The organism is Agarivorans sp. B2Z047, assembly GCF_023373605.1.
In the GTDB taxonomy this organism is placed as follows: Bacteria; Pseudomonadota; Gammaproteobacteria; order Enterobacterales; family Celerinatantimonadaceae; genus Agarivorans; species Agarivorans albus.
On sequence record NZ_CP088080.1, the window covers coordinates 2483143 to 2508304 of the forward strand.

Below are 25162 nucleotides of genomic sequence, written 5' to 3' on the forward strand. Positions count from 1 at the left end.
AATCAAATTATTGGCTTAAATACTGCTAGAGCTAGATCACGTTTTTATCTCTAATACATTCTTTTATTGTGCCTGATTATAGTTTGACCACTCTAAAAGCGCGTAGATACAGGGTTTTACGTGGTTTTATAAAAGTTCAATTTTTTATTGCAAAAATTTTTCAGCTTGATAATGTATTGACCAGACAGTGAGAAATCACTGTCGCACAGGGAATTTAAGGAACAAGTGTTTAATTGCTAAGAAGGCACAGGAAAAATGAAAAAGACAATTCTAGCGGTAGCAATACCAGCATTATTCGCAGCATCTGCACAAGCTGCAACTGTATATGACGCCGACGGCGTAACTGCTGAAGTTTACGGTCGTATGCAGTTTGATATTGATAACAACGGTACTGACACTAATGGTGACGGTTCTGCACGTATGGGTTTCAAGGCTAAATCAGAAATTGCTCCAGGTGTAGCTGGTCTAGCTCGTGGTGAGTGGCAAATCAATGCTGAATCAAGTAAAGAAGCTACTTTCGCTGCTCGTCACGTATATGCTGGTTTCGAATTTGATGACGCTGGTACTGTAGTATTCGGTCAAACTGATACTGCTTTCTACCAAGCTGTTGCCGCTACCGATATCTTCAACACTTACGGTTACGAAGCCTTCACTCTAATTGAAGACGGTCGTCAAGAAGGTCAAATCGTTTATAACGGTGAGTTTGGTGGTTTCTACGTAGGTGCTTCTTACCAGTTCCGTCAGCCAGATTTTAACGTTGGTGTTGGTAACCCAGAAGATCCAGATTACATCCCTCTAGGTGGTGCTCTTGACTCAGGTTACGCGGGTACTCTAGGTTATAACTTTGACTTCGGTCTTGGCCTATACGGTGGTTACCACGTTGAAAAATTCGAAGAAGGTGACAAGAAGAACTCTGCACTATCTGCGACTTACTCTTGGGAAGATCTATACTTAGGTGCTGTATACGTAGCAACTGATGCTGAAGGTATGAAGCTACAAGGTTATGACCTAGTTGCTTCTTACGACATCAATGCAGTTTCTCTATACACTGGTTATGCTTTCCAAGAAGGTAAAGGCGACTTGAGCGACTTAGGTGATACAGCTAAAGCGTTCAAATTGGGTGCAGCTTACAAGTTCAACAGCAACATGAAAGCATGGGCTGAGTACTTGAATGATGGTCTAGAAAACGCTGACAACCAGTGGACTGTAGCGATTCAATACAACTTCTAAGTTTATTGTTGCGATGAGCGCTAGTTAAGCGTTCTACAGCCATTAAAAAGCTCACTTCGGTGGGCTTTTTTGTTTTATCTGATTTCAAATTTTTCTAGTTTAGCTTGTAAGTTCTCTTTCTTCACTTCCCTAAAAAGCTTTTTAAATCTAAAGTTTGCCTAAATATTTGCTATTAAATAGACATTTTTTAGATTTTTATTTTGTTAATATGCCTATTGCACTTTTAATTAACCATGAAAGTTCATAAAAACTTCAAAAAAATGTTGATTTCACTCTCATTATCAGCAAATATGTCGGCCGTGAGAGGGAATTCACTGCTCAAGGAAACCATTCCAAGGACGAATGAATGGGTCGGGTCAAGGAAGAGATAAATTATTAATCTCAAAATAGGCAGTGGAACTTTGAAAAAGACTATTCTAGCAATCGCAATCCCAGCATTATTTGCAACTGGTGCAACTAACGCTCAAGAAATTTACAACGACGGCGAAAACGCATTTTCTATCGGTGGTCGTCTTAACCTTATGGTTGAGTCTGCTAACAACGAAGGCGAGCGCGATCTTCGTTCAGAAAACAACTCTTCACGTATTAACCTAAACTTCTCTCGCAAAATGAGCGAAAATGTTACTGCTCGCGCTACTATGGAGTACGGTTTAGACAACCCAAATGGTAACAGTGACTCTCCTTTCTTCAACCGTTTAGGTTTCATCGCAGTTGACCACGCAGACTATGGTTCTGTTTCTTACGGTAAGCAATGGTCTACTTACTACACTATCACTGGCGTAACCGATGTATTTTGGGTATACGGCGGTACCGCAATGGGTATTTACGACAACGGTGACAAAGCAGGTACTGCACGTGCTAACGACGCACTTCAATACAACGGTAGCTTTGGCGGCGTTAACTTAAGCGGTCAGTACCAATTCGCTGACGAAGATGAAGGTCGTAAAGATAGCTACTCTGGTGCTGTTTCTTATGACTTCGATTTCGGTCTAAATGTTGGTGCTACTTACCACCAAATGAACCGTACTGATGCTGAAAAATCAGAAGTGTTCAACGATGGCGATGCTAAGCTTACTGCGTTAGCGGCTAGCTACAACCAAGGCCCTATCTACGCTGCGGTATCTTACGGTGAGTTCAAAAACCACGTACAGTTTGAAGGCGCTACTGGCGTATCTGACAAAGCTATCGGCCACGAAGGTGTATTCGCTTACACTCTAGACATGGGTCTACAGCTTTACACTGGCTGGAACGTTCAAGAAGACAAAAACTCTTCAGCTGACCTAAAAACTGCTTTAGTTGGTGCAATGTACGATTGGAACAATGTTCTTTTGTACACTGAGTACCAAGACGAGACTACTAAGTCTGTATCTGGTGCTAAAGAAGACGACAACCGCTTAGCAGTGGGTGTACGTTACAACTTCTAATTCTTCTAAGAAGATGGAAGTAAAAAGGCCACCTAAGGGTGGCCTTTTTGTATTTACTGGTTTCAGTATAATTTAAAGTGCGAAACTTTCGCGCCGCTTAAACATACGGTGTTTGTCACTACAGCGTTGACAGCGTTGAGTACTTGGATCGTTGTCTAAACGGCTAATTTCAATCTCTTCTTCACAGTCGCTACACAAACCATATAAACCTAAGTCTATTTGGCAAAGTGCTGCGTCAACCCTTTGTAATTGTTTTAACTGAGTCGTTAGCTCTGAGAGCTGCAGTTTCAGGGCCTGGTCAATAAGTTCTTCATTAGTTAAAGACTGTAGTTTGTCAGCTGTTAGCTTCAAGCTGGTTTTTTCTGAGGCAGTTAAAATTGAGATTATTTCAGACTTTAACTGCTCTAATTGTTGCGTGAGTCGCAACTGATAATCTCTAAATTCCACGTTTAAGCCCAATTATTAAATGAGCTAGCAGTATAAACACCGGGTCTAACCCCGAGATATGATGTGAATCAAAACGAAACACTAAAAAGCTATATAACTACTTTTATTAGGGTTTTGTTGATCTAATACAGAATATGAGCAAATAGTGCGAAGAAACGTAAAGCCAAGCTTAACGAAAGGTCAATCTTTGCATTGCTGTAAGCGGATTTGCTTAACAATAGAATTGGTATCTTTTAATACTCTGATGTTGCGAAATAGATCGTCGGCTTCGGTGTAGTAGCCAGAAAGATATCTTAACCACTGTTTCACCCGGCTTTGGTAGTACTTGGCTTTTTCACTGGTGATTTCGTGTTGAGAATAGCGGATTAGTAGCTCAATCACTGCTGACCAAGGCAATGGTTCTTCGTCACCTCGTACTACTTTAGCAAGGTTCGGAATAGTAAGTGCGCCGCGGCCAATCATTACATCTTCACAATCGCTGGCTTCTTTGCACTGTAAGTAGTTTTCTCGGTTCCAAACTTCTCCATTAGCAATAATAGGAATAGAGAACTGCTGTTTAACTTGCTTTATATAGTGCCAATGCGCTGGCGCTTTGTAACCGTCGAGCTTGGTCCTAGCATGAATGGTTAGCTCATTGGCGCCTGCTTCTTGCACAGCTTGTACAATATCAAAACAGTCATCTTTGTTTTCCCAACCTAAGCGAATTTTGGCAGATACAATATGCTGCTTGGGTACGGCTTTTCTTACTTCACTTACAACATCATAAATCGACTGAGGGGCTTTTAACATAGAGGCACCACCGCAGCTTCCAGTAACAGTATTGCTGGGGCAGCCAAAGTTTAGATCTAAACCATGAGAGCCAAGTTCGATAGCTCTTACCGCATTTTCTGCCATGGGACTAGGATGCTGGCCTAACAGCTGTACTCTAACCGGGGTGTGGCCTGCTATTAAACCTTGCTCCTGTAGTTCCGGGCAGTACTTGTAGAATACTTTGTCGGGCAGGGCTACGTCAGTAACACGAATGAACTCTGTTACGCACCAGTCGTAGCCACCACAACTAGACAAAAGCTGGCGCATGGAAGCATCTGCAACGCCTTCCATTGGGGCTAAAACTACGCGCATAGTAAACCTTAGTTTGAAAAAGCGGCCATTCTAACGGTTTGTAGTGTCTGCTGCTAGCAAATTAGCTACGCAATTTATTAGCCTGAATAAGCTGGATGAGCAGTTTATTTCCATGTTTTTGCTGGGTGTTTGTGAAGGTGACGCTCAAGTATAATTGATCTAGATCAATGTTGATTGAATTTAGTTTAAAGGTGAAGTTTAGATGGACCAGCAGTTTAAAGAAGATTATAACGTATTCTATTTCCTAGGTTTTGTAGTGGCGCTGCTGTTACCAACCCTACCTTTGAGCTTGTCTCTGCTAAAAATATTTGGCTAATTTTTGGCTACTATCTAGGTTAGCACTTCGTTGCTTTATCGTCATAAACTGAGATAATTAAAGATTGTAAATACGCCCATCCTATTTGGGCGTTTTTTTTGGAAAATGGAAGCCGGTATGAGCAGCGCTAATCTTGAGTATATAAAGAACGCAATTAAAACTATCCCTAACTACCCAAAAGAGGGGATATTGTTTAGGGATGTTACCAGTTTAATTGAAGATCCAAAGGCTTTTGCCTTGGTTATTCATGAATGGCAACAGCGTTTCGAAAACCTTGGTATTACCAAGATCGTTGGTACCGAAGCAAGAGGTTTTATTTTTGGTGCGCCACTAGCGCTGGCATTAGGGGTTGGTTTTATTCCGGTTCGCAAACCTGGCAAGTTACCTCGCGAAGTTATTGGCGAAAGCTATGAGCTTGAATATGGTATGGATACTTTGGAAATACATACCGATGCTATTCAGCCTGGCGACAAAGTGTTGTTGGTTGATGATTTAATCGCAACTGGCGGTACCGCCGAGGCGTCGGTGAAGTTAATTCGCCAGTTAGGCGGTGAAATCAACTATGCGGCCTTTGTCATTAATTTGGTAGACTTACCTGGCGCACAGAAATTAACGACACTCGGAGTAGAATCAACTTATCTAGTTGAGTTCGAAGGCGAATAGGACAACAGCATTTAATGAATTATCAAGCCCTAGCGAGAAAATGGCGACCCAGAACATTCCAGCAAGTTGTTGCCCAGCAACATGTACTAGCTGGCTTGATAAACTCATTAGACCAACAGCGTTTGCATCACGCATATTTGTTTAGTGGCACCCGCGGTGTGGGTAAAACAACCATTGCGCGCTTGTTTGCTAAAAGCCTCAATTGTGAGCAAGGAGTGTCTTCTAATCCTTGTGGCAAGTGCAGTAATTGCCTAGAGGTCGATCAAGGTAACTTTGTTGACTTGTTAGAAATTGATGCTGCCTCGCGCACTAAAGTGGAAGATACTCGAGAGCTTCTAGACAACGTGCAGTATAGCCCCGCCAAAGGCCGCTATAAGGTGTACTTAATTGACGAAGTACATATGTTGTCACGCCATAGCTTTAACGCACTACTAAAAACGCTAGAAGAGCCACCAGAGCACGTTAAATTTTTACTTGCTACCACTGATCCGCAAAAACTGCCGATTACGGTGTTGTCACGCTGTTTACAATTTCAGTTGAAAGCGCTGAGTGAAGAACAAATATCTCAGCAGTTAGCTCATATTTTAGATGCTGAACAGCGTCAATATCAGCCTGCAGCGCTCAACGCATTAGCCCATGCAGCCGATGGCAGTATGCGAGACGCTTTGAGCTTAACTGATCAAGCGTTAGCCTTGTCTAACCAAGAGCTAGCTTACCAGCAAGTACTTAATATGTTGGGTGTGTTAGATCCTCATCAGTTGCGTCAGCTTCTTTGTCATGTCGTTGCCGGGCAAGCAGAATCGGTATTCAGCAAAATTTCAGAGTTAGCGAGTATGTCGCCTGATTACGAGCACTTACATCAACAACTCGCTGAGATTATTCATAAAGTTGCGATGGCGCAGGTGCTACCAGCAAGCCAACATGATGAAACGATTCAAATGCTTGCAGAGCAAGTTGACGCTCAACTGGTGCAGTTACTTTATCAAATAGTGATTACTGGAAAGCGAGATTTTGCTTACGCTCCAAGCCCACGTAGCGGTTTCGAAATGACCGTGTTACGAATGTTGGCATTTCAGCCGGCAGAGCAGGGTGAAGTAGCAAGCCCGATTACTAAAGAAAATAGCCCGAGCAATGCAGATTTAGCGGATAAAAGCTTAGTAAAAGAGCAACAAGAAATTCTAGAACAGGCGACGCAGCAAGGTTACGAAATGCCTACCGCTCCTGCAGTTTCCCGTATTAGCGATAATGCGCCGGCTCCTGTTGATAAAGATGAGCGAGTTGTGCAGCGAGAGCAGAGCATTGCCAAGCTGAAAAATCAGTTACGTGGTGATAATTCTGAGCAACAGCAACAGCAACAGCAACAGCAAACCAAACAAGCTGCTTCTTCAGCGGATGTAGGCAATCCAGCAGAACAAGTTGCAACAAAAGCAGCTGCAGGGAGCACGCCACCAGTGGCAAGCCATCCGGCGCCTTCCCAAACACCACCTTCATCAACTCAAGCTGCTCCTCAGGCCAACACCAAACAAGCCGTTGTTAGTGCAGAGCAAGCAACGGTTGATGATAGTTATTATGCCCAGTTTGCCGATATGAATGCTGAGGCTGAATATGAAGAGCCTAATTATGCTGTCGAATACCAAGCTCAAGACTTGCCTACTGCAATGCCCAAGGCTACTCCAGTAAATATTCCTCAAGCACCGGCTAAAGAAGAAACTGCATCTTTGCTGCAGTTAAGAAGCCAGCTACGTGGGCGAGGAAAGTCCGGAAAAAAGTCTGAAGAGGCGGGCGCCTCTAGCAATCTAAAGCCAAACTTAGCACCAGCAAATGCTTCGGAGCCATCCTCTAATAATCTTTCACAGGTGCAGCCAGAAACGGTTGAACCAGTTGAGGAAGTAGAAACGGTAAGTTTTGTCGCCACTACAAACGACAATGATGAAGCTTGGTCCGAGATGGTGAAGTTTATGGAATTAGGGCCAATTGCTCGACAAATAGCCATTAACTCTTTGTATCAACTTTCTGAAAGCACCGTAAAGTTGCTATTAAAACCCGAGTTATCTCACTTGCCTAAAGCAAGCTCGGTGGAAGAGCTAAATCAGCAATTGAGCGTGTGTTTGCAGCAGGAAGTTGAATTAGAAATAACTGTAGGTGAAAACTCAAATGGCAAAACACCTTTAGAGTTGGCGCAGTTACTTCATCAAAAAAATACCAATGCAGCCATTGATAGGTTATTGGGTGATCCTAATATCCAAGTATTGCAGCAACGCTTTGGCGCAGAATTAGATAACGACAGTGTGAAATACCACTGAACAACTTGATTTTCGACATTAATCTAGATGTAATGTCGCAGTTATAACTAATAGAAGAGAAGAGAATAGTTATGTTTAAAGGCGGAATGGGTAACCTAATGAAGCAAGCGCAGCAAATGCAAGATAAAATGCAGCGCGCTCAAGAAGAAATCGCCAAAATGGAAGTTACTGGTGAATCAGGCGCAGGCTTGGTGAAAGTTGTTATGCTTGGTAACCACAACGTTCGTCGTGTTGAGCTAGATGAAAGCTTAATGGACGATGACAAAGACATGATTGAAGACTTACTGGCTGCAGCGGTTAATGATGCAGTACGTCGTGTAGAAGAAACCAGCAAAGAAAAAATGGCTGATGTAACCGGTGGAATGCAAATGCCTCCAGGTATGAAAATGCCATTCTAAGCTAGCTTAGAGCAGCAAATTGATTAGGCCGCATAGCGGCCTTTTTTGTGCAACACTTAGTTTGCATGAACGTAGATTAAAATAGGTAGCAAGATGAAAGTATGCGGTGTAGAAATAAAAAGTAATGAAGTTATTGTTAGCTTGCTAACACTGGAAGATGGATTGTTTCAAATTCCAGATTGTCGTGTGCGCCGTCTTACTTTAAGCGACATAAACAGCACTCAGCACTTACGTGATTTTCAGTTCGCCTTTGCTAAATTGATGAGTGATTACAAGGTTGAGAAAGTGGCGATTAAGCAGCGCCCAATGAAAGGTAAATTTGCCGGTGGTGCGGTAGGCTTCAAATTAGAAGCTGCTATCGAGTTAATTAGCGAGCTAAATGTAGACTTAGTTTCAGCTACTAAATCTAAGCAAGTACTAAAAGATAACCCAATGCCGGTAGAGTTTTCTGCAACGGGCCTTAAAGCCTTTCAAGAGACATCGTTTACCACCGCTTATGTAGCTTGTATGGCTTGATTCACGTTTAGATTCTAGCCTTAGGGCTGTATTGACGCTTTAAACAAAAAACCGATGCAAAGCATCGGTTTTTTGTTTAAAGCGTAAAGCTTTAGTAACTAGTAAGCTTCGTTGTGTACAGATAGTACTGCGCGACCAGAAGGATCCGCGTTGTTTGCAAAGCTTTCATCCCAAGCAATCGCTTCAGGGGTTGAACATGCTACAGACTTACCGTGAGGTACACACTCTGCTGCAGAGTCCTGTGGGAAGTGCTCTTCAAACATGCTGCGGTAGAAGTAAGCTTCTTTAGTATCTGGAGTATTAATTGGGAAGCGGAAAGCCGCATTGGCTAATTCTTGGTCAGAGACTTCCAATTCAACCAATTCTTTTAAGCTGTCAATCCATGAGTAACCAACGCCATCAGAGAATTGCTCTTTTTGACGCCAAGCCACTTCAGCAGGTAAGTAACCTTCAAAAGCTTCACGTACAATGTGCTTCTCAATTTTATCGCCGGCACACATCTTTGCTTCTGGGTTTATGCGCATTGCAACATCCATGAACTCTTTGTCTAAGAATGGTACGCGGCCTTCAATGCCCCAAGCAGCAAGAGATTTGTTAGCACGGTTACAATCGAACATGTGCAGTTTCTCAAGTTTACGTAGGGTTTCCTCGTGGAATTCTTTAGCATTTGGTGCTTTGTGGAAGTACAAGTAACCACCGAATATTTCATCAGCACCTTCTCCAGAAAGTACCATTTTAATGCCCATCGCTTTAATCTTACGGGCCATTAGATACATAGGAGTAGACGCACGAATGGTGGTTACGTCGTAGGTTTCAAGGTGGTAAATAACGTCTTTAATGGCGTCAATACCTTCTTGAACGGTAAAGTGAATTTCGTGGTGCACGGTACCTAAATGGTCAGCAACTTTTTGTGCAGCAATTAGGTCTGGCGAGCCTACTAGGCCAACTGCAAATGAGTGCAGTTGTGGCCACCAAGCTTCTGAGTTGTCGTTATCTTCAACACGCTTGTCAGCATACATTTTAGTGATTGCAGAAATAACCGAAGAATCCAAACCACCAGAGAGTAATACACCGTAAGGAACGTCACACATTAACTGGCGTTTTACCGCAGCTTCTAAAGCTACTTTTAAATCTTCTACACTGGCGTCGTTGTTTTCTACGTTTTTGTAGTCCATCCAGTCGCGCTTGTAGTATTTAACAGGTTCGCCGTTCTTGCTGTATAAGTAGTGACCAGGAGGGAATTCACTCACTGTTTTACAAATAGGCGTCAATGCTTTCATTTCTGAGGCAACGTAGAAGTTACCGTGCTCATCGTAGCCAGTGTAAAGAGGAATAATACCAATATGGTCACGACCAATTAGGTAGGCGTCTTCTTCAGAGTCGTATAAGCAGAAACCGAAGATACCGTTTAGGTCGTCTAAGAACTCAATGCCTTTTTCTTTGTACAAGGCCAAGATGATTTCACAGTCAGACTCTGTCTGAAATTCAAAATCAACATTAAGCTGAGCTTTAAGATCTTTGTGGTTGTAGATCTCACCATTAACCGCAAGAGCGTGAGTTTTTTCGGGATTATAAAGAGGTTGTGCGCCGGTATTTACGTCTACGATAGATAAACGCTCATGCACTAAGATGGCATTTTTTGAAGTGTAAATACCTGACCAATCCGGGCCACGGTGGCGTAAACGTTTTGACATCTCAAGTGCTTGCTTACGCAATACACTGAGGTCAGATTTAATGTCTAGAACTCCAAATATGGAACACATACTCTTCCCTTAACTACTTTGTGTTTACTCTCGAACAAATGGTACTTCGCCATTTGTTCCAATATTGCCCTCAATTTGCCAAGATCAGAAATTATTGCAAGTCCTGAATGACATTTTTTGCTAAAAAAAGCCAGAAAACTAAGAATTATTAACAAACTGGCTATTTTTGTAAGTCTTTTTGCAAATTTTAAGCTTTATTCTTGTGGTTTATTGCTATCAATGAGTTGCGAGTGAACGTGGTCGGCAAAACCCGCACCGGCCTCATTGTAGAGGTTGAAGACTTCGTCTGCGCCAAGGCGTTTTAGCTTTTCAACATCATCGGCGAACTGCGCAATGGCGGCAATTTTGGCATTAAACTCACCTTTCTTAAGTTGCTTTAATGCGTATTGGTTACCATGGTGATGGGGCATTGCCAGTAATACCAGTTTTAAATCTTTTGAGGGGGCTAACTTTTCCCAAAAGTCGGAGTCAGTAGCGTCACCTTGAATTACTGCTCGGCCACTTTCAATTTGGTGCTGAATTTTCTCAAGATCAGTATCAATACCGATAACCAAATCGGGATAGTGTTGCTGCAGCATATCGTAGGCACCTTCACCAATTCGTCCCATGCCTAATATTACTACCTGCATTTGCCCAAGCTCGATCGGTTGGTCTTCTAAGTGCAACTTAGAGCGCTGTAAGCGTTTTAGGCTTGGGCGAATAAACTGGTAAATGATATCGGCGTTTTTGTGGATAGGAGCAGCAACCAAAAAGCTAATACTTACAGCCATTGCTAAGGTTGCCATCCAGTCGCCATGTAGCCAGCCAAGTTGCACCGCAACAGCTGTTACAATCAAGCCAAATTCGCTGTAGTTTGCCAAGCTCACAGCACCTAGAAATGCGGTTCGTGAACGTAATCTAAATTGCAGTAAATACAGTAAATAGAATGCTGTTTTTATAACTAAAATACCCACTAAGAACAGCGCGATATAGATAGATTCGAAGCTTAACTCACTGGATAAACCAATCGATAGGAAGAAGGCAACTAAAAAGAGTTCTTTAAAGCTAAATAAGGCCTTTGCCATGCCACTTGCAGCGGGGTGGCCTGCTAGCAACATGCCTATAATTAGCGCACCTAAGTCTGATTTTAGGCCTACGCTATCGAATAATTGCGCGCCCAGAACAAAGGTTAAAAAGAAGCCTAATACTAATTGTAATTCGCCGTGGCCTACGCGGTTTAGCAAACGATACAACACTGGGCGTAGCGGCAATAACAACAGTAGTAGTGGCGCATACATGGTTGGAACTTTGCCAGTGGTAGCAGCCAGGAATACTACCGCAAAGATGTCTTGCATAATCAATACACCAATAGCCACGCGGCCATACAGTGCATTCATTTCACTCTTGTCTTCTAATACTTTTACTGCAAATACTGTACTGGAAAAACACAATGCAAAAGATAATACAACAATACCGGTGGTAGACAGCTCACCAATGCTGCTTATACCAAACCATTTAACGGCTGATAGCGTGCCTACAAACAGCAGCATGTTGGTACCCATATGCGCTGTAGCGGTTCCCCAAACTTCGCGCTTAAACAAGGTACGTATATCTAGTTTCAATCCAACGGTAAACAGCAGTAATGTTACACCTAAATCTGCTGCCGTAGAGATCAATTCATTTTGTTCATAACCCATTTCGCGTAAGGCAAAACCGGCGGCCAAAAATCCAATTAGAGGGGGTAAGTGCGCTAAATGAGCAAGAAATCCTGCCAAAAACGTCACTGTTATTAGTATAGAAATATCCATTAAGTGCTAAATCTTTATCGTTATATTATGTCGATTGCTGCCACGTTAGGGAAAACATAGTTCGGTCTAAAGGGTACCATTTCAATGTCGGCTTCACTGCTCACACCAGATAGTACCAAAATTGTTTCTAAACCAGCTTGAAAGCCAGCCAGTATATCAGTGCGTAGGTTATCACCAATTATCACGGTGTCGTCTGCATGTGCGCCAATTTTATTGAGAGCCGCACGTACAATCCAAGCAGAGGGTTTACCAACGACAAAGGGTTCGCGCCCGGTAATTCGTTCAATAGGAGCACACAGTGAACCGCAAGCTGGGCTCATGTTTGGTCCGTGAGTATCTGGATTGGTGGCAATAAATTGCGCGCCTTGTGCAACAAATTTTGCCGCATGTTGAATCATATTCCAATTGTAGTTTTTGGTTTCGCCCACCACTACAAAGTCGGGATTAATGTCGGTGATGGTAAATCCAGCGCTATAAAGTTCATGAATTAACGCGCCTTCGCCAATTACATAGGCTTTGTTACCTTCTTGGCGTTTAAGAAAATCTGCAGTAGCCATGGCTGAGGTATAAAAACAGCTTTCTGGAATATCAACTTCAGCAGTTTGAAAACGGTTCTGTAAATCTTGTGGAGTTTGAGCAGGATAGTTAGTTAAAATTACTAGCTTGGTATCGTTAGCCAGTAAACGTTCAATAAATGCTTTGGCTCCGTCTATCAGTTGATTGTCGTGTAGTAGTACACCATCAATGTCACAAATAACTGCTTTGCTCATTCTTTTTCCTTAGAACCCTATAATCCGTAGTTCAGAGTAACTTAGTGTGACTAAAAAGCGCTAGAGAAAAATAACCTAACGGCAACAAATAGCTTATATTCATTAGGGGCTGTTGAACTTTCGAGCTGAATTTTGCAGCAGTTTGAGGGTTATTTATACAAGGTAGAAGCTTTAATGTGTAGTCAGCCTATATGAGAAGCTGATAACGCAGTAGAAATAAGCCACAAACGCTGCCCAAAGGGTTCGGCTAAAATAGTTTTATGCTTTGTTAAGGCGTACTTACTTAGAGTGACTAGGTTACGCACACCTTGCCGCGCCTAAAGCTATTTTATCGCGAACAAAATTTAATCGCGAAAATATAACAGCCCCTTATCTCCAAGCAGTTGAAGGGAAAGATTGATGTTTAATCAACAAGATTTTATTAAAAAAATAGCAAAGGTTGAGCTGCACTTGCACATTGAAGGTAGCTTAGAGCCTGAGTTGATGTTCAAGCTAGCTAAACGAAACAATATTACTTTGCCTTATGCCAGCGTTGATGACTTAAAAAAGGCTTACCAGTTTAATAACCTTCAAGAGTTTCTTGATTTGTACTATCAAGGTGCAGAAGTGTTGCAAACAGAACAAGACTTTTTCGATTTAGCTTGGGCTTACTTTGAAACCTGCCACCGCGATAATGTATTACATACGGAAATATTCTTTGACCCGCAAACTCACACTGAACGCGGTATCGCAATAAGCACAGTGATTAATGGGCTGGTTAGGGCTAAGCAACAAGCTTTTACCCAGTTTGGAATAACCTGCGAATATATTTTGTGTTTTCTGCGCCACTTATCGCAGGACTCTGCAATTGAGACTTTAGAAGCGGCTAAACCTTACCTTAAACATATAATTGGTGTGGGTTTAGACTCTAGTGAACAAGGTCATCCTCCTGAGAAGTTCCAACAAGTGTTTGCTATGGCCAAGCAACTGGGGCTACAAAGAGTGGCTCATGCAGGAGAAGAAGGCCCGGCAGCCAATGTGGCAAATGCTTGGCAGCTATTGGATGTTAGCCGAATTGATCATGGCGTTCGCTGTTTAGAAGATGAAGTTTTAGTTAAAAAACTTGTCGCCGCTCAAATGCCTTTAACCGTTTGTCCGTTTAGCAACGTAAAACTAAAGGTGGTTGAGCACTTAAGTGAGCACCCATTACCGAAAATGTTGCAAAAAGGCTTAGCGGTTACGATTAACTCAGACGATCCTGCTTATTTTGGCGGTTATTTACTGGATAACTTGCAGGCCTGTAGCGATACTTTTGCCTGGAGCCCGCAGCAAATTGCCCAGCTTAGCCACAACGCTGTTGCCGCAAGTTATGCCAGTGAGCAAAGAAAAAGTGAGTTAAGTCAACTAATTGATAACCGTTTAGCAGAGTTTAGCTAGAGACCTTATGTTTTAAGGCAGGCTACAGCCATAGTTATGTTATGCGAGAATAATAAGGAGATTGTCGATGTTTGTTGTGTTGTTTCGTTGGAAGTTAAATGAAGAGCATATTCAGTCCTTTAAAGAAGGCTGGTCAGAGATTATTCATTTTAATATTGATAAGTGTGCCGCATTGGGATCGCGTTTGCATAAAGCCTCCGACGGCACGTGGATTTCTTACTCGCAGTGGCCTAGTAAAGACCATTGGTTACGCTCTAAAGAAACTGAATCTATGGTGTTAGATGCGCGCCAAAAAATGCGTAAAGCGATTATTTGGCAAGACGAACCCTTATTAATGGCGCCACAACTTGATCATTTCGTATCGAGTAACTTGGATGCTACACACTCTATTTTGTAACTCACCGCCTTGAGTAAACTTGCTTTAGCGCCACTGCAGAGTAAACTGGCGCGCAGTTTTATCAATTTCTTAAGGTAGTGTTGTTAGACTATGTCGAAGTTTGAGTCTCAAGCATTTTCTATATCGTTTTCCAAAACATGGTTAGCCCCTAAGCATTGGGACACCTGGTTGGTGGGCGGACTCATCATTCTGCTGGCCTATGTGCCGGTAAAGCTACGAGATAAAATTGCCGTAGCTATTGCCAACCGTATCTTTAACCTCAAAGCCTTGAAGAAACGCCGTGCAATTGCCGACACTAATTTAAAGCTGTGTTTCCCCGATATGACCGCGCAACAGCGCGAGCTATTAATGCAAAAAAATATGCAGATTTTTGCTCAGCTTATTTTGGGAGCGGGCGAGATGTCTGTTCGCTCAAAACGTTATCTGCAGAACCGTATTGTGGTTGATGGTGAAGAGCATATTCAAAGTATTCTCGATAACAATGAAAACTTTATAATTCTATTACCACATACCTACCCAGTGGATTTTCTGGGGACTTATTTTTGTACCCGCGGCCATGATATGTGCACCATGTTTAAAAAAACTGGTGACCCCATTGTTGATTGGGCGATGGCAAAACAACGTACTCGTTTTGGTGGTGTTATTTTTGAACGTAACGCAGGTATTAAAACGCTGATCAAAGCAGTAAGAGCGGGTTTTGGTTGTATCTATTTACCAGATGAAGACTTTGGTCCAGAAGCCAGTTTAATGACGCCATTATTTGCTACAAAAAAAGCCACTTTGCCGGTATTGGGTAAAATGACCAAATTAAGTGGCGCAAAGGTGGTGCCTATCTATGCGGGTTACGACAGCGAATTACATAAAGTGAAGTTGTTCATTCATCCTGCTATGCAAGACTTCCCCAGCAAAGATGTTGCGCAAGATACCTTGCGAATGAATCAAGAGGTAGAGAAGTTAATTTCTCGCTCGCCAGAGCAATACATGTGGACCTTAAAGTTATTGCGTACCGTTGAAGGCAGCGATAAGCCGCGTTATTAACCTGTATTGGTTTTTGGCAATCGTGCACTAAGTGAGCTTGGTGGATGATTAGGCGTTATGCTCGCGCAGAGTTTGGTTTTTGTAGTTACGCACTAAGCTAATGAAATCTTCTGGTTCTCGGTCAAGAATATCTTGCTCAATTAATAGATCATAGCCAGTGAGCTCCCGAAGCTTTTTCATTCTGTTTGCGAACATGCCGGTGAGTCCGGTGTAAATTTTCCCACTGCTTGATTTAAAATAATCGTCTTCAATTAAATGATCACTCACTTTACTGTCTTGGCAATGTTTACAGCTTCTTCGTAAGGATGCGAGCAAAGCCGCTCTTTGCTCAGTGAGTAAATGTGCAGATAGGCGAGGGGACAGACTATCGAGCAAATAATCTGGGTCACTCAAACGTAAGCCAACGTAATTCATATCCTGCCAATTAAGTCCGTCACTTAACCTAGGTACATCGATACGTTGTAGTTTATCCCAGGGCAAACACCAACCGCCGTAACGATGGTGAAATTGAATGTGGTCGTAGCACAATACAACTGAATATACCGGTTGCATCCATTTCTCTACGCCAACTCGAATCCCCAAGTATGCTAAAAAGAAAATCACCGAGGCAATAAGCGACACCAATACTGCAGGAACGTAGAGGGTACTTATTCCAATAAATACTAGCAGGGAGCCAGCAAGAACTAAGGTTTTGGCGTTGTTGCTGGCTTTGCTTTTTATCCATACTGATTTTGGCATCGTGTTACCTCAATCATTTACCGTGATACTTAGATATACGGACCGGATCGGCTAAATGTTCATTACAATGGTTAGTGAAAGAAGAACGCTCACATCACCTTAGCGTATTACTTTTTAGCGGCTTGTTTAGCGTTGAAAATGGCCATTTGCTCATCGGTAGCTGGCAGTTGGTGGTGCTCTTTCCACTCTGAGTATGGCATGCCATACACTTTTTCTCTTGCTTCATCATAGTTAAGGCTTTCACCTTGCTCTTCTGCTGCTGCCATCATCCACTTGGCTAAACAGTTTCGACAAAAATCAGCTAAGTTCATCAGCTCAATGTTTTGTACTTCTTTGTGTTGGTCTAGGTGTTCCAGCAAACGGCGAAAAGTGGCAGCTTCAATTGCTTGTTGTTTGTCCATGTTACTTATCCTTGGTAATAGTTAAGCCAGTGTAAATGCACAAAAGCAGCGAATCAACGCTGCTTTTGGTAATGGCTAGTAGCTAATTTAGCCTTTGGTAAGCAAATTATTTAGATTAATAATGGCCGCATTGGCACGTGATACATAGTTAGCCATTACGAGCGAGTGGTTAGCCATAAGGCCAAAACCTGTGCCGTTTAAGATCATTGGGCTCCATACGGTTTCTTGGGTCGCTTCTAACTCGCGAACAATTTGGCGAACTGCTACTGTAGCGTTCTTCTTCTCTAATACGCCTTTAAAGTCTACTTCTACTGCTTGGAAAAAGTGCAGCAATGCCCACGCTTCACCGCGAGCTTCGTAGAACACGTCATCAATTTTCCACCAAGAGGTTTTCACCATGCTTTCAGATGGAGCAAAGGTAGACTGCGCAGCACCTTCATCGCCCACTAAGCTAGTGTTAATTCGTTCTCGGCCTACCGAGGCCGAAAGCTTCTGCGACATGCTTCCCAGGCGTGATTGTACTTCGTTAAGCCAGGTGACTAAGTTGTCGGCACGAGCATAAAACTGCGCATTTGGGTCTTTAGGATCGGCTAATTGGGCGCGATAAATTGCAAGGGCATCTATAGCATCTTGATATTCGCGCTCTGCACTTGGAAGCTGCCATGAAGTATGGTCAATATTGAACTTAGGCTGGGCGACTTTAAGCTGAGCATGTTCTACCGATTGCGCTTGAGAGCGGCTAAAATCTTTACGCATAATCAGCGATAAATCTCGAACTTGGTTTAATGCACCAAGCTCCCAACTTGGCATATTGTCCATAAACACACTGGGGGGCATTTTATCGTTACTTAAGTAACCGCCCGATTTGTTTAGCAGGGTTTCGGCCACAAACATCAATGCGGTGGTAGTAGCATATCCGGTTACCGATTCTTCACCGTTTGCCACTGCTTGCTCAAGTACATATTCTTTGACCTCGATTCGGTCTGGCTCAATGCTCCAAAACACTGCAATGATGTAGTTAATGATGAAAAACACCAAAAAGAAAACAACAACCTTACGGCCAGTAAGCTGAAACATAAATACATCCTCAACAAGATTTATGTTCTCAGCATAGTCAAGTAAGCAATTTAATCAATAGCTTATGCAAAATCTAATTGCGGTGAGACATGAGAGCCTCAACTGTCATACCTTGGTTTTCTAGCTAGGTTACGAGCAGCAAACTCAAGGCGCTCTCAAGTATTTAGCAAATTATCCTAATAATTTGAGCAAAAGCAGTGCTTACGGTTTTTTTCACGACAGATAACTGCCATTATCTGCCGCAGATTATTGGTTTACAGGGAGGTAAGGTTTAAAAGGTTGAGAATTTCGTGCACATCTCTAAGTTAGTAAAACCCAGTATTACAGTATTTGCCCTCACAATGTCTGCTCAGGCTGTTGCCCAACAGCAACAAGAAAACACCAACGCCTATCCGTGGGCTGCGGTATTTCTCGATTACCAACATCCCGACCAACCTATGTTAGGCTTGACCGTTGCGGTAAATCATTACGACAAAAGCTACCCTAATTGGGGTTACTACCTCGGTTATGGCAGGTCAAAAGAAGAAGACTTAGGCTTTGAAGCACCTGCAGAAGGCAAAAGAGACTTAACCATGTTTAGGCTAGGGGTGAGTTACAGCCTTTCCAATAATTTGAGTGTTTACGGCGGTGGAGTAATGTTCGAAAATACCACCGAATATACTGACGGCATTATTGAGTTTTACACAGACCCAGACCCAGACCCAGACCCGAAGCCAGAATGGCATACCGATACCAAGCGAAACTGGGGCGGCGAAGTTGGGCTTCGTTATGCCTTAACTCGGCATTTAGTGTTTGGCATTGGTTATAACTCGGTGACAGAGGGTGGGGTATTTAGTATTGGCTATCGTGGTTAACAATCACGCTTTGATTGCTGATTCTAATGCTCTAAGGTTGCCCGCGACAGAGTTGTCGCGGGAAGCATAAAGAAAGGGGTTTAGTTACGCTACTTACAGGCTGCATTGATTTGGCTGCTGTCGTTACTGCTGTACTCGCAGGAGCCTTGAATAATGCACTGATAAAGGTTGTTGTTGTAGGCATTGGTGCGGTGATCATAGATCATAAACCAACCGCCATCGTCCCACACGGAAGTGGGAATGCCTGCTGCTTTTGCATGTTTAGAGTCCAGTAACTCATACCAAGCTCTAATATTGTTGCAATCCATTTGGCTTTTATATTTTTGCCAATTAGTACCCCATTCACTGATGTAGATTGGCATACCTTGACCCACACCGTTTGCCCATTGTTGCATGGTTCTAATTGGGTCACTAATGTCAGATTCAGTCCACTTAGTCGATAAGTTACCTTCACCGTGGTAAGACCAAGGATTGTAATGGTGGAATGCGGCCATCACATAGGGGTCGTTGCCCCCTCCAACAGCGTCTAAGTTTGGCCAGGTTCGCGCCATCTCATGAGCGCCAAACCATTGGTTTCCGCCAATTACAACAATCCGATTTGGACTCTGTTCTCTGATCTTGTTATATGCCAAACCTGTCATGTGGCGTAGCTTTGACGGAAGCATGGCTTCGCTATTACTTAAGTGCGGTTCGTTTAAAATTTGAAAAATGAGACGGTTACTGCGGTCTGCAAATAGAGCACTAATATCAGTCCACAGAGTTTCTAACATCACCGCATCACTATTGTCTTTGATTACGGCTTCATGGTGAGCATTGATAACTACGAACATATCTTCATAAGCGAGAGCATGGTCGACAGTTTTTATTATCTCTTTAAGGCGAGCGTTGTTAAGGTCTATTTTTCCTGTTTCATCAGCAATGGTTGAACCTGATATCTCAATGGTCCAACTAATCGGAATTCTGACATTACGATAACCTTGCTCGTAATAAGCATCTATTTTTCCTGAAGCTTCGGTTAGGGTAGCCGCATGTTGTTGGTTGTCGAACATTTGCCCTAAGTTAAAGCCGGTGCCCATTGCTGCCGCAGCGTCTATAGCGGTTATAGCAGGCTTCTCACTGGGAGGTGGTGGTGTTTGGTTAGAGCAAACATCGCCAGTGAGCGTTGGTTGTTCCGCACTGTCGCCGCTCATAGTGCCTTGAATACCAAATTCAACCGATTCCCCTGGCTTTATAGTCGCGTTCCACGAAAGGTTACTTGCGCTGTAAGGGTTATTTCCGCTTAAAACCGTATTCCAGCTAGAGCTAAGTTGAGAGCCTTGTTGATATTGCCAATTTACTTGCCAACCCTCGATGTTAGTTGAATCGGTATTTGTAATGGTCACCTGTGCCTGAAAGCCTTGGTCCCATAGATTGGTTATGGAGTACTCGCAGTCGGCCGCAACTGCAAAAGGCGAGATGAAACCAAGTAAAATCAGCTTAGCTGCGAAGCGGTGGTATGTTCGACATTCGGGCATTTTAGGCTCTCACGTTTGAGGGTGAAGTTAACAACTTACTTAAAGATGATGCTACCCGAGTTAGCTAAGTAAAAAAGTTGGAAAGCCGCATAACTGGCTGAAATAGATAGCTAAATTTCTTGTTGTTTCATGGTCAGTATGAGCTTGCTCACAAAGCCGCTGATTAAATAAGAGAAACTAGCTGTGTAGCACTTAACGCTAATTATCTACTTGTCAAAAAAAGGGAGACTAAATCATGAATGCTTATAAGCGAGCGGGAATGCCGTTTGTTTCACTGGGTTGGCTTAAATCAACAAGCGGTCACTTTTTATTAAACTATTGTATTTTATAACAATAGCTTCTGATAGACTGCGCGTTTTATCAATAAAGGGAATCTAACAACAATGTGGATGTTGTTTAATAAGCGCCAAGGAAAGGGTGCAATGAAGTTATTGGCGTGTATCTGTCTGTTGCTGCCTAATTTAGCCAGTGCAGAGTTTGCTTATGGCGAATACGCCAAAGAGAATAACTGGGATTTATTACTTAGCTTAGGGGCAACTTACGGTGGAGATACCATCGCCGAAGCTTACTATGTCGATGAAAACAACAATGTTGTCGATGATGCTGTGTTGAAAGGCGGCGGGCTGTTTAAAGCAAGCGTTGGTATTGATTGGCCTCTAGTAAAAGACCTTAGATTGATCACTAATGCAGGCTACCACGTAGATACCCAATTTAGCTTTGCTAGCACATCTAGTGGTAACCAAGGCATGTGGTTTACTCGCTTTGTTGTCGAGGCCTTACCGTACTACCAAATTAATGATTCTTTTAAACTGGGTGGTGGTTTGACTTACCACATGAGTAACAAAGTGGGTGGCCAGTTTATTGGTAGTGATGAGAAGTACTACGCGCGCTACGAAGACACACTGGGTTATACCGGCTTTGTTGGTTACATGTTAGGTGAATCGCGCTCATGGATTGAACTACGCTATACCTATATTAAGTATGATCTAGAAACTGCTCCTTTCTTAGCATCATTTTGTACTGCTAATTGTGATGGCAGCCATGTTGGCCTTACTCTCCATTGGGCTGTGCTTTAATAAGTTAGCGCTGCAGCTATTATGCCTCCAACAACTAAAAGCCAGCATGATGCTGGCTTTTTTGTTGCCTCTGATACCTTGTTTTGAAGCTAATAATGACCAAGCTCAAGTTAGCTTTAAATATTCCCTTGGCATGTGCGCCAAGTCCGTCTAAGGCGTATTTCCACTGCTAAGCTTAAAGTGATTAAATAAATTACGAGGAGCACATCATGAGCTATCGTCACATTTTAGTCGCCGTCGACCTCTCTGAAAACAGCAGACGAATAATCGATAAAGTCATCCTGCTAGCGAAACCACTCGATGCAAAAGTATCACTGATTTTTGTTGATGAAAGCGCTAACGATTCAGCATTTAGTGGGCTAATCGATCTTGATTTAGCCGCCATAGAACCGATGCATCCTAGCCTTAAAGAGTTTGCTAACAAGCTTAACGCCTTGGTGGTTGATACTAATTACACCATTGAGAACCAGTTTGTTATGCAAGGTGATTTAAGTGCTCGCTTAGATGAAACAGTGGCCGAGGTAGGCGCTGACTTAATCGTATGTGGTCATGATAATGGGTTTTGGCATCGTTTAGCATCTAAACATCATGAGCTGGTAAATAACGTCTCGATAGATCTGCTGGTTATACCTATCGATCAGTGAGCGGTTAGGCATAATACACATCGGGTGTAACCAGAGCCCGATGAGTATTTCTTTGTTTAACGCCTGATCTCTACTGCGCTTTTTGGCATTCTATTGTTGGCGAAGGCTTTAGTGTTTTAGCTTTACTTGTGATGAAAAAGCCCTTGGCATTGTTATGCCAAGGGCTTGTGTTTATAAACGGAGTTGTTTGCTTACTTAGCCTTATTGAATAAGGTTAAGTTTATAGAAGCTTACTTGTGTGTAATCACCAGCATCTAAGCCATTATTGCTACAGCCCGAGCTCCAAGTATTGGTTTTAGGCTTGATATTGCACTGGTTGTAAGCACCTGCTTTAAAGTACATCCAATCTTGCGCGTAGCTGGTATCTAAGTCTGAAGCAGAGTTAGGTTCAGCCAAGTTAACCTTATACGTGACTACTTGTTCATTAGCTTCACCTGGGTTTTTGGTAAAGGTGAGGTTCATTATGTTGTCAACAATATCAACGTCATAAGTGAATAATTCACCCAGCTTGATGCCGCCAACTGGATCTTTGTCTTCTTTGGTCAAGTTGTACTGGCCGAAGATGTTATGAGGAATATCGAAACGGTCTTTCTTGTCTTTAGGGTTAATTTCATAGTTCCAGAATAGCGAACCATGCTCGTGGTTTGGCAATTTACGGAAGAAGATCTTTAAAGGTTCATTATTTGAACCATGGATCTGGCCAATAACCACAGAGTGAGCACCCATTTTTGCATCGTTACCACTTAGGCTTACATGGTCAACACTTAAGGCTGCGCTCATGCGTCCGCCAATAGAGCCGTAAGCTGCTGCATTGTCGTGAGAAGCTAATACAAAATTGGTGCTTGGATCTTTGTATCCAGTAGGTAAGTTCACGTTTAACATTGCGCGTAATTCACTACGAGCGTTTTTGCTGTTAGGAGTGGTCACCGCCTCATTAGGTACTTTAAATACCATGGCGCCAGTTTCAGCGTTGGTGTAAAACCATTCTGGATGTGAGAATGGATTTTCTGCATCGTTTAGCTGAGATGCATACACTTCCATGGTTTTGCCTTCGCGCTCAGGCTTGGTATCAGGGTAGGGTAAGTTAATTTTCCACTTACGCATTTCGAAGTTTTGCGCCGGGGCTTTAGAAGCATCTAGCTTCGACATTAACTCAAGCTGGTAATTGGTCGGTGTATTCGCTGCGCCAGCTGTACCTGCAAACAGTGCAGCTACGGCACAAGCGACATAAATCTTTTTCATGATAGTTCCCTGTTAGTTAAATGTAACTCGTAGACGGAGTTTTCGTGAACAGGGAAACGTTATAATACTATTGTATTATTAAATATGATGGCCTTGGCAATTATTCATATTGCTCTTTGTTTTTGAGAGTTTCATTTATAAATTTTGCTGTACATCACAGTTTGTGGTGGGAACAGCTTGTATCACATGCGCAATGTTCGCCGGTAAGCACGGCGATTTTAACTAATAAGTCAAAGCAAATTAGTGCTAACAGAGGCTGGCTCTGCTAGCTGTTAGCTTAGTTTTTATCTAAAGGGCAGCTCAGTAGCTCTTGGTGTTCAACAAGACTACATACTTGTATTTGCTGTTCAGTGATTAAAGCGTAACTGGCTTGCCAGTCTTGTCGAGGCATTGATACCGAGCCGGGATTAAGCACAAAGTGCCCGTCTTGTTGTTGGGCTTGCGGAACATGGCTGTGGCCGCTCACCAATATATCTCCAGGGCTTAAAGGCGGCAGTTTGTTTGGTCCATAATTGTGGCCATGACACAAAAATATTTTGCGTGTTCCTAAAAGCATTTGGTTGTATTCAGCTAATAGTGGAAAGTGACACAGGGCTTGATCCACTTCGCTATCGCAATTCCCTCTAACCGCAATAATTTTATCAGCGATATTGTTTAAGTCTTCCGCAACCTTTAAAGGTGCATAGTGAGCGGGCACGGGGTTACGAGGCCCGTGGTTAAGTACATCGCCCAAGCTGACTAAATGCGAAGCTCCGCTGCGTTTAAAAGCGGCTAAAGTGAGTGTTAGGGCTTGGTAGTCGCCATGAATATCAGAACATACAAACAGCATAAGTTGTCCTTTGAGTGAAACTGAGAAGAGCTGCTAAAGCCAATTTAGCGCCTTGGGCGTTTATTTTAGCGCTTTAAATAGGAAACTGAACAGGCAAGAACAACTAATAGTGAGAACTCCCTACGCCAAGTCTTAAGAATCCAACAACGCAAAATAGTTCTGCTCATCTAACAATTCGTTAAGCTAGTTCTAACTCATTACTTTTGAGCCTTGGTGCACACTATCGTGTTAAGTGGCTTTTATTGTTGTTCGAATATGCTAAATATTTATTAGTATGATGATACTACATTAATGAGACCTTATGAAAAACCATCTACTCGCTCTATCTGCTTTACTTGCTGTTTCCACATTGGCCTCAGCCAATGTTCAGTTTTCTGATAACAACGGTAGCTTGGGCGAGCCGGTTAACTATCCTCAGTTTCAACATGTTTTAAGTGAATCTGAGCTGCAAATTTCAGATGCTGAAGGTAAGAAAGGCAATAAGGAATACTTTGCGCTAGATGGAGATTTTACTGGCATCGTAAATCCTTACTTTTATGTAGATAAAACAAGCGAAGCGCTGGTCTTTAAAATGAAGAACGATCATTTACGTAATGAAGTTCGGGTGCATAAAAACTTCCGTACCGATTTACCTGATCATTTTTACTCATTACGCGCCGAAGTTGAAATGATTGACCCTGAAGCGTCAATGAAAAACTCAGACTCAAAACAAGATGAGATTACTTTTCTACAAGTGCATAACAAGGGCTTAGATGACGAAGGCACACACAATGTACCGCACCCCTTATTAAGGGTGGTATGGAAGCGTGATGCTAATGGCATGAAAGGTCACTTTTGGGCAATCATCAAAAACAATGCAGTCATTTGCAAAGGGTCCTTTGGTAAAAAAAACAAAGACAAAAATATGTGTAAGCCTGATGTTGCTTATAGCCACATTGATTTGGGTAAGGCGCCGACAGGCAAAACTACCGCTTTTGATATTACTGTAGGCAACAAAACGCTATCGGTTGACGTAGATGGTACCAACCTAGTTAAGCACGACATTGATTATTGGCGTCACCTGTTAAGTTACTTTAAAGCCGGCGTATACAATCAATTTACCCATGGTATGAGTGAAGCACATTTCTACAAGCTTGAGTACTCAGCAGCTGAGCCTAAATAGAAGCCTGCACCTGGTTAGCTCTCGTGTGCCGCCAC

The 25162-nt window shown here is 42.7% G+C and carries 24 protein-coding genes; 13 read left to right on the forward strand and 11 right to left on the reverse strand.

What is annotated here, in order from left to right:
• Nucleotides 1-255 precede the first annotated feature (255 nt).
• Both LQZ07_RS11460 and LQZ07_RS11465 read left to right on the forward strand, forming a co-directional pair.
• Nucleotides 256-1230, forward strand: coding sequence for a porin (locus LQZ07_RS11460; protein ID WP_152782424.1), 975 nt, complete (start codon nucleotides 256-258; stop codon nucleotides 1228-1230).
• Nucleotides 1231-1631: 401 nt separating this feature from the next.
• The gene (locus tag LQZ07_RS11465) at nucleotides 1632-2654 is read left to right on the forward strand and encodes a porin (RefSeq protein WP_016401145.1); all 1023 of its coding nucleotides are present in this window, start codon (nucleotides 1632-1634) and stop codon (nucleotides 2652-2654) included.
• Nucleotides 2655-2726: 72 nt separating this feature from the next.
• Here the strand turns inward: LQZ07_RS11465 and LQZ07_RS11470 are convergent, their stop codons facing one another.
• Together LQZ07_RS11470 and LQZ07_RS11475 are read right to left on the reverse strand one after the other, a co-directional pair.
• A complete protein-coding gene (locus LQZ07_RS11470) occupies nucleotides 2727-3101 on the reverse strand; it encodes a TraR/DksA C4-type zinc finger protein (protein ID WP_152782426.1) in 375 nt (124 codons plus the stop codon).
• A gap of 180 nt (nucleotides 3102-3281) precedes the next feature.
• On the reverse strand, nucleotides 3282-4223 hold the full coding sequence (locus tag LQZ07_RS11475) for a tRNA-dihydrouridine synthase (RefSeq protein ID WP_152782428.1): 942 nt from the start codon (nucleotides 4221-4223) through the stop codon (nucleotides 3282-3284).
• Nucleotides 4224-4656: 433 nt separating this feature from the next.
• Here LQZ07_RS11475 and apt point away from each other — a divergent pair, with 433 nt between their 5' ends.
• The 4 genes from apt to LQZ07_RS11495 all read left to right on the forward strand — a co-directional run bounded on the left by apt (nucleotide 4657) and on the right by LQZ07_RS11495 (nucleotide 8419).
• Complete coding sequence (gene apt, locus LQZ07_RS11480; RefSeq protein ID WP_016401140.1) at nucleotides 4657-5202, forward strand: adenine phosphoribosyltransferase; 546 nt, start codon at nucleotides 4657-4659, stop codon at nucleotides 5200-5202.
• A gap of 14 nt (nucleotides 5203-5216) precedes the next feature.
• Entirely contained in the window at nucleotides 5217-7505 is a 2289-nt protein-coding gene (gene dnaX / locus LQZ07_RS11485) for a DNA polymerase III subunit gamma/tau (RefSeq protein ID WP_152782430.1), read from the forward strand.
• Between the two features lie 71 nt (nucleotides 7506-7576).
• On the forward strand, nucleotides 7577-7903 hold the full coding sequence (locus LQZ07_RS11490; RefSeq protein ID WP_016401138.1) for a YbaB/EbfC family nucleoid-associated protein: 327 nt from the start codon (nucleotides 7577-7579) through the stop codon (nucleotides 7901-7903).
• Between the two features lie 93 nt (nucleotides 7904-7996).
• Entirely contained in the window at nucleotides 7997-8419 is a 423-nt protein-coding gene (locus tag LQZ07_RS11495; RefSeq protein WP_016401137.1) for a DUF3010 family protein, read from the forward strand.
• A gap of 98 nt (nucleotides 8420-8517) precedes the next feature.
• On the opposite strand, the gene asnB is transcribed toward LQZ07_RS11495, so the two are convergent.
• From asnB to LQZ07_RS11510, 3 genes are all read right to left on the reverse strand, one after another.
• A complete protein-coding gene (gene asnB / locus LQZ07_RS11500) occupies nucleotides 8518-10182 on the reverse strand; it encodes an asparagine synthase B (RefSeq protein ID WP_152782432.1) in 1665 nt (554 codons plus the stop codon).
• Nucleotides 10183-10376: 194 nt separating this feature from the next.
• On the reverse strand, nucleotides 10377-11969 hold the full coding sequence (locus tag LQZ07_RS11505) for a cation:proton antiporter family protein (protein ID WP_040307008.1): 1593 nt from the start codon (nucleotides 11967-11969) through the stop codon (nucleotides 10377-10379).
• 20 nt (nucleotides 11970-11989) lie between these two features.
• On the reverse strand, nucleotides 11990-12739 hold the full coding sequence (locus tag LQZ07_RS11510; protein ID WP_152782434.1) for an HAD-IIA family hydrolase: 750 nt from the start codon (nucleotides 12737-12739) through the stop codon (nucleotides 11990-11992).
• Nucleotides 12740-13138: 399 nt separating this feature from the next.
• On the opposite strand from LQZ07_RS11510, the gene LQZ07_RS11520 reads away from it, so the two are divergent.
• The 3 genes from LQZ07_RS11520 to lpxM all read left to right on the forward strand — a co-directional run bounded on the left by LQZ07_RS11520 (nucleotide 13139) and on the right by lpxM (nucleotide 15590).
• Nucleotides 13139-14155: an adenosine deaminase gene (locus LQZ07_RS11520; RefSeq protein WP_152782436.1), complete on the forward strand. Its 1017-nt coding sequence runs from the start codon at nucleotides 13139-13141 to the stop codon at nucleotides 14153-14155.
• A gap of 67 nt (nucleotides 14156-14222) precedes the next feature.
• Nucleotides 14223-14552 (forward strand): antibiotic biosynthesis monooxygenase, encoded by a 330-nt coding sequence (locus LQZ07_RS11525; RefSeq protein WP_016401131.1) that lies wholly within the window; start codon nucleotides 14223-14225, stop codon nucleotides 14550-14552.
• Between the two features lie 90 nt (nucleotides 14553-14642).
• Entirely contained in the window at nucleotides 14643-15590 is a 948-nt protein-coding gene (gene lpxM, locus LQZ07_RS11530; RefSeq protein WP_152782438.1) for a lauroyl-Kdo(2)-lipid IV(A) myristoyltransferase, read from the forward strand.
• Nucleotides 15591-15638: 48 nt separating this feature from the next.
• Here the strand turns inward: lpxM and LQZ07_RS11535 are convergent, their stop codons facing one another.
• From LQZ07_RS11535 to LQZ07_RS11545, 3 genes are all read right to left on the reverse strand, one after another.
• Nucleotides 15639-16328 carry a DUF2982 domain-containing protein gene (locus LQZ07_RS11535; RefSeq protein WP_152782440.1) on the reverse strand — a complete coding sequence of 230 codons (690 nt, stop codon included), beginning with the start codon at nucleotides 16326-16328 and terminating at the stop codon, nucleotides 15639-15641.
• A gap of 107 nt (nucleotides 16329-16435) precedes the next feature.
• A complete protein-coding gene (locus LQZ07_RS11540) occupies nucleotides 16436-16729 on the reverse strand; it encodes a DUF1244 domain-containing protein (protein ID WP_152782442.1) in 294 nt (97 codons plus the stop codon).
• 87 nt (nucleotides 16730-16816) lie between these two features.
• Nucleotides 16817-17806, reverse strand: coding sequence for a DUF2333 family protein (locus LQZ07_RS11545; protein ID WP_152782444.1), 990 nt, complete (start codon nucleotides 17804-17806; stop codon nucleotides 16817-16819).
• A 290-nt stretch (nucleotides 17807-18096) separates the two neighbouring features.
• Here LQZ07_RS11545 and LQZ07_RS11550 point away from each other — a divergent pair, with 290 nt between their 5' ends.
• A complete protein-coding gene (locus LQZ07_RS11550; RefSeq protein ID WP_152782446.1) occupies nucleotides 18097-18660 on the forward strand; it encodes an outer membrane beta-barrel protein in 564 nt (187 codons plus the stop codon).
• Between the two features lie 89 nt (nucleotides 18661-18749).
• Here LQZ07_RS11550 and LQZ07_RS11555 read toward each other — a convergent pair whose 3' ends face one another.
• Nucleotides 18750-20174 carry a cellulase family glycosylhydrolase gene (locus LQZ07_RS11555; RefSeq protein WP_152782448.1) on the reverse strand — a complete coding sequence of 475 codons (1425 nt, stop codon included), beginning with the start codon at nucleotides 20172-20174 and terminating at the stop codon, nucleotides 18750-18752.
• A 422-nt stretch (nucleotides 20175-20596) separates the two neighbouring features.
• Here LQZ07_RS11555 and LQZ07_RS11560 point away from each other — a divergent pair, with 422 nt between their 5' ends.
• Nucleotides 20597-21250: a hypothetical protein gene (locus LQZ07_RS11560; RefSeq protein WP_152782450.1), complete on the forward strand. Its 654-nt coding sequence runs from the start codon at nucleotides 20597-20599 to the stop codon at nucleotides 21248-21250.
• Between the two features lie 209 nt (nucleotides 21251-21459).
• Nucleotides 21460-21894, forward strand: coding sequence for a universal stress protein (locus LQZ07_RS11565; RefSeq protein ID WP_016401123.1), 435 nt, complete (start codon nucleotides 21460-21462; stop codon nucleotides 21892-21894).
• 201 nt (nucleotides 21895-22095) lie between these two features.
• Here LQZ07_RS11565 and LQZ07_RS11570 read toward each other — a convergent pair whose 3' ends face one another.
• Both LQZ07_RS11570 and yfcE read right to left on the reverse strand, forming a co-directional pair.
• Nucleotides 22096-23136: a polysaccharide lyase family 7 protein gene (locus LQZ07_RS11570; RefSeq protein WP_152782452.1), complete on the reverse strand. Its 1041-nt coding sequence runs from the start codon at nucleotides 23134-23136 to the stop codon at nucleotides 22096-22098.
• A gap of 277 nt (nucleotides 23137-23413) precedes the next feature.
• Nucleotides 23414-23965, reverse strand: coding sequence for a phosphodiesterase (gene yfcE, locus LQZ07_RS11575; RefSeq protein ID WP_152782454.1), 552 nt, complete (start codon nucleotides 23963-23965; stop codon nucleotides 23414-23416).
• A gap of 301 nt (nucleotides 23966-24266) precedes the next feature.
• On the opposite strand from yfcE, the gene LQZ07_RS11580 reads away from it, so the two are divergent.
• Nucleotides 24267-25127: a polysaccharide lyase family 7 protein gene (locus LQZ07_RS11580; protein ID WP_152782456.1), complete on the forward strand. Its 861-nt coding sequence runs from the start codon at nucleotides 24267-24269 to the stop codon at nucleotides 25125-25127.
• The last annotated feature ends 35 nt before the right edge of the window (nucleotides 25128-25162 follow it).